The 2,777-nt window shown below is 70.6% G+C and carries 3 protein-coding genes; all 3 read left to right on the top strand.

Annotated elements, in window-relative coordinates:
- The coding region (locus ACFYOB_RS41515; RefSeq protein ID WP_388570264.1) for a vitamin B12 dependent-methionine synthase activation domain-containing protein at positions 1–1,056 on the top strand (1,056 nt) is incomplete at its 5' end.
- Between the two features lie 29 nt (positions 1,057–1,085).
- Positions 1,086–2,021, top strand: a complete 936-nt coding sequence (gene metF / locus ACFYOB_RS41520; protein ID WP_328930716.1) for a methylenetetrahydrofolate reductase [NAD(P)H] — start codon at positions 1,086–1,088, stop codon at positions 2,019–2,021.
- Between the two features lie 35 nt (positions 2,022–2,056).
- A partial coding sequence (locus ACFYOB_RS41525) for an adenosylhomocysteinase (protein WP_388570267.1) occupies positions 2,057–2,777 on the top strand: 721 nt, incomplete at its 3' end.

Below are 2,777 nucleotides of genomic sequence, written 5' to 3' on the forward strand. Positions count from 1 at the left end.
AACCAGCGCAAGCTGGCCGCCGACTACCCGGTCATCCTCGGCGGCGCCGCCCTCACCCGCGCCTACGTCGAACAAGACCTCCACGAAATCTACGAAGGCGAAGTCCGCTACGCCCGCGACGCCTTCGAAGGCCTGCGCCTGATGGACGCCCTCATGGGCGTCAAACGCGGCGTCCCCGGCGTCGAACTCCCGCCCCTCAAACAGCGTCGCGTGCCCAAGCGGGACACTCCGCTCCTGGTGGCGGAACCCGAGCCGGGCGGGCGTTCGGACGTGGCCGTCGACAACGCCGTGCCCACGCCGCCGTTCTGGGGCACCCGCGTGGTCAAGGGCATCCCGCTCAAGGACTACGCCTCCTGGCTGGACGAGACCGCCCTGTTCAAGGGCCAGTGGGGTCTCAAGGACGCCGAGACCATCGAGTCGGACGGCCGGCCCCGGCTGCGCGGCTGGCTGGACCGGCTGCACACCGACGGGCTGCTCGAAGCGGCCGTCGTGCACGGCTACTTCCCCTGCGTGTCCAAGGGTGACGACCTGATCATCCTCGACGAGAACGGATCCGAACGGACCCGTTTCACCTTCCCGCGCCAGGGCCGCGGCCGCCGCCTGTGCCTCGCGGACTTCTTCCGTCCCGAGGAATCCGGCGAGACCGACGTCGTCGGCCTCCAGGTCGTCACCGTCGGCAGCCGCATCGGCGAGGAGACGGCCCGGCTGTTCGCCGCCGACGCCTACCGCGAGTACATGGAGCTGCACGGGCTCTCCGTGCAGCTCGCCGAGGCCCTCGCGGAGTACTGGCATGCCCGGGTCCGCGGCGAACTGGGCATCGCCGGATCCGACCCGGCGTCCATGGACGGCATGTTCCGCACCGAGTACCAGGGCTGCCGCTATTCCCTCGGCTACCCGGCCTGCCCCGACCTGGAGGACCGCGCGAAGATCGCCGACCTGCTCCAGCCGGAGCGCATCGGTGTCCACCTCTCGGAGGAGTTCCAGCTCCACCCCGAGCAGTCCACCGACGCGATCGTCATCCACCACCCCGAAGCCTCGTACTTCAACGCGCGCTGACCTCTCCGGACGCCGAAGGGAACAGAGTCATGGCAGCAGTCCTCACCGAGCGCCCCGCGCTCCCGTCCCCCGAGCCCGCACCCGCGCGCCCCCGCCCCGACGTACGCGAACTGCTGGCCAGTGGCCGGCGCTCCTTCTCGTTCGAGTTCTTCCCGCCGAAGACCGAAGCGGGGGAGCGCACGCTCTGGGACGCGATCCGGCGGATCGAGGCCCTCGCGCCGTCCTTCGTCTCCGTCACGTACGGCGCGGGAGGTTCCTCCCGCGACCGTACGGTCGAGGTCACCAAGCGGATCGCGACCGAGACCACGCTGCGCCCGGTGGCCCACCTGACGGCGGTCGGGCACTCGGTCGCCGAGCTGCGGCACATCATCGGCCAGTACGCGGACGCGGGGATCCGGGACGTGCTCGCCCTGCGCGGTGACCCGCCGGGAGACCCGAAGGGGGTGTGGACCCCGCACCCGCAGGGCTTCACGCACGCGCACGAACTGGTCAGCCTGATCCGCCGGCTGGGCGACTTCACCGTCGGCGTGGCCGCGTTCCCCGAGCGCCACCCCCGTTCCCCCGGCTGGACCGAGGACATCCGGCACTTCGCGGCCAAGTGCCAGGCGGGCGCCGACTACGCGATCACGCAGATGTTCTTCCAGGTGGAGGACTACCTGCGGCTGCGCGACCGGCTGGCCGCCGTCGGCTGCCTCACACCGGTGATCCCCGAAATCATGCCCGCCACCGACGTACGGCAGATCCGCCGGTTCGCCGAGCTGAGCGACGCCCGCTTCCCCGAGCACCTCGCCCGGCGCCTGGACGCGGTGCGCGACGACCCGGCCGCGGGCCACGCCGTCGGGGTGGAGTACGCGACCGCGATGGCCGAACGGCTGCTGGCCGAGGGCGCCCCGGGCCTGCACTACATCACCCTCAACCGTTCCACGGCGACCCGAGAGATCCACCAGAACCTGAACGTCAACTGACCGTGAACCCAGACGCCCACACACCGGAGTAGTCCATGCCCAGCCAGCCCACAGCCGAGTTCACCGACTTCAAGGTCGCCGACCTCTCCCTCGCCGCGTTCGGCCGCAAGGAGATCACGCTCGCCGAGCACGAGATGCCCGGCCTGATGTCGATCCGCGCCGAGTACGCGGCGGCCCAGCCGCTGGCCGGGGCGCGCATCACCGGCTCCCTGCACATGACCGTGCAGACGGCCGTGCTCATCGAGACGCTGGTGGCTCTCGGCGCGGAGGTCCGCTGGGTGTCGTGCAACATCTACTCGACGCAGGACCACGCGGCGGCGGCGATCGCGGCGGCCGGCATCCCCGTCTTCGCCTGGAAGGGCGAGACGCTGGAGGAGTACTGGTGGTGCACGGAGCAGGCGCTGACCTGGCCGGGCCACGTGGGCCCCAACATGATCCTCGACGACGGCGGTGACGCCACCCTGCTGGTCCACAAGGGCGTCGAGTACCAGAAGGCCGGCGCCGTTCCCGAACCGTCCACCGCCGACAACGAGGAGATGGCGCTGGTCCTGGACCTGCTGGGGAAGACCACCCTCGACTGGACGGCGCTGGCGGCGGAGATCCGCGGCGTGACCGAGGAGACCACCACCGGTGTCCACCGCCTCTACGAGATGCACCAGGCGGGCACGCTGCTCTTCCCGGCGATCAACGTGAACGACGCCGTCACCAAGTCGAAGTTCGACAACAAGTACGGCTGCCGCCACTCCCTGATCGACG

This window comes from Streptomyces sp. NPDC006463 (assembly GCF_042870715.1).
In the GTDB taxonomy this organism is placed as follows: Bacteria; Actinomycetota; Actinomycetes; order Streptomycetales; family Streptomycetaceae; genus Streptomyces.

Bases quoted from the DNA above. Each gene is read 5' to 3' on its own strand.
- metF (WP_328930716.1), top strand. From the start codon at position 1,086: ATGGCAGCAGTCCTCACCGAGCGCCCCGCGCTCCCGTCCCCCGAGCCC.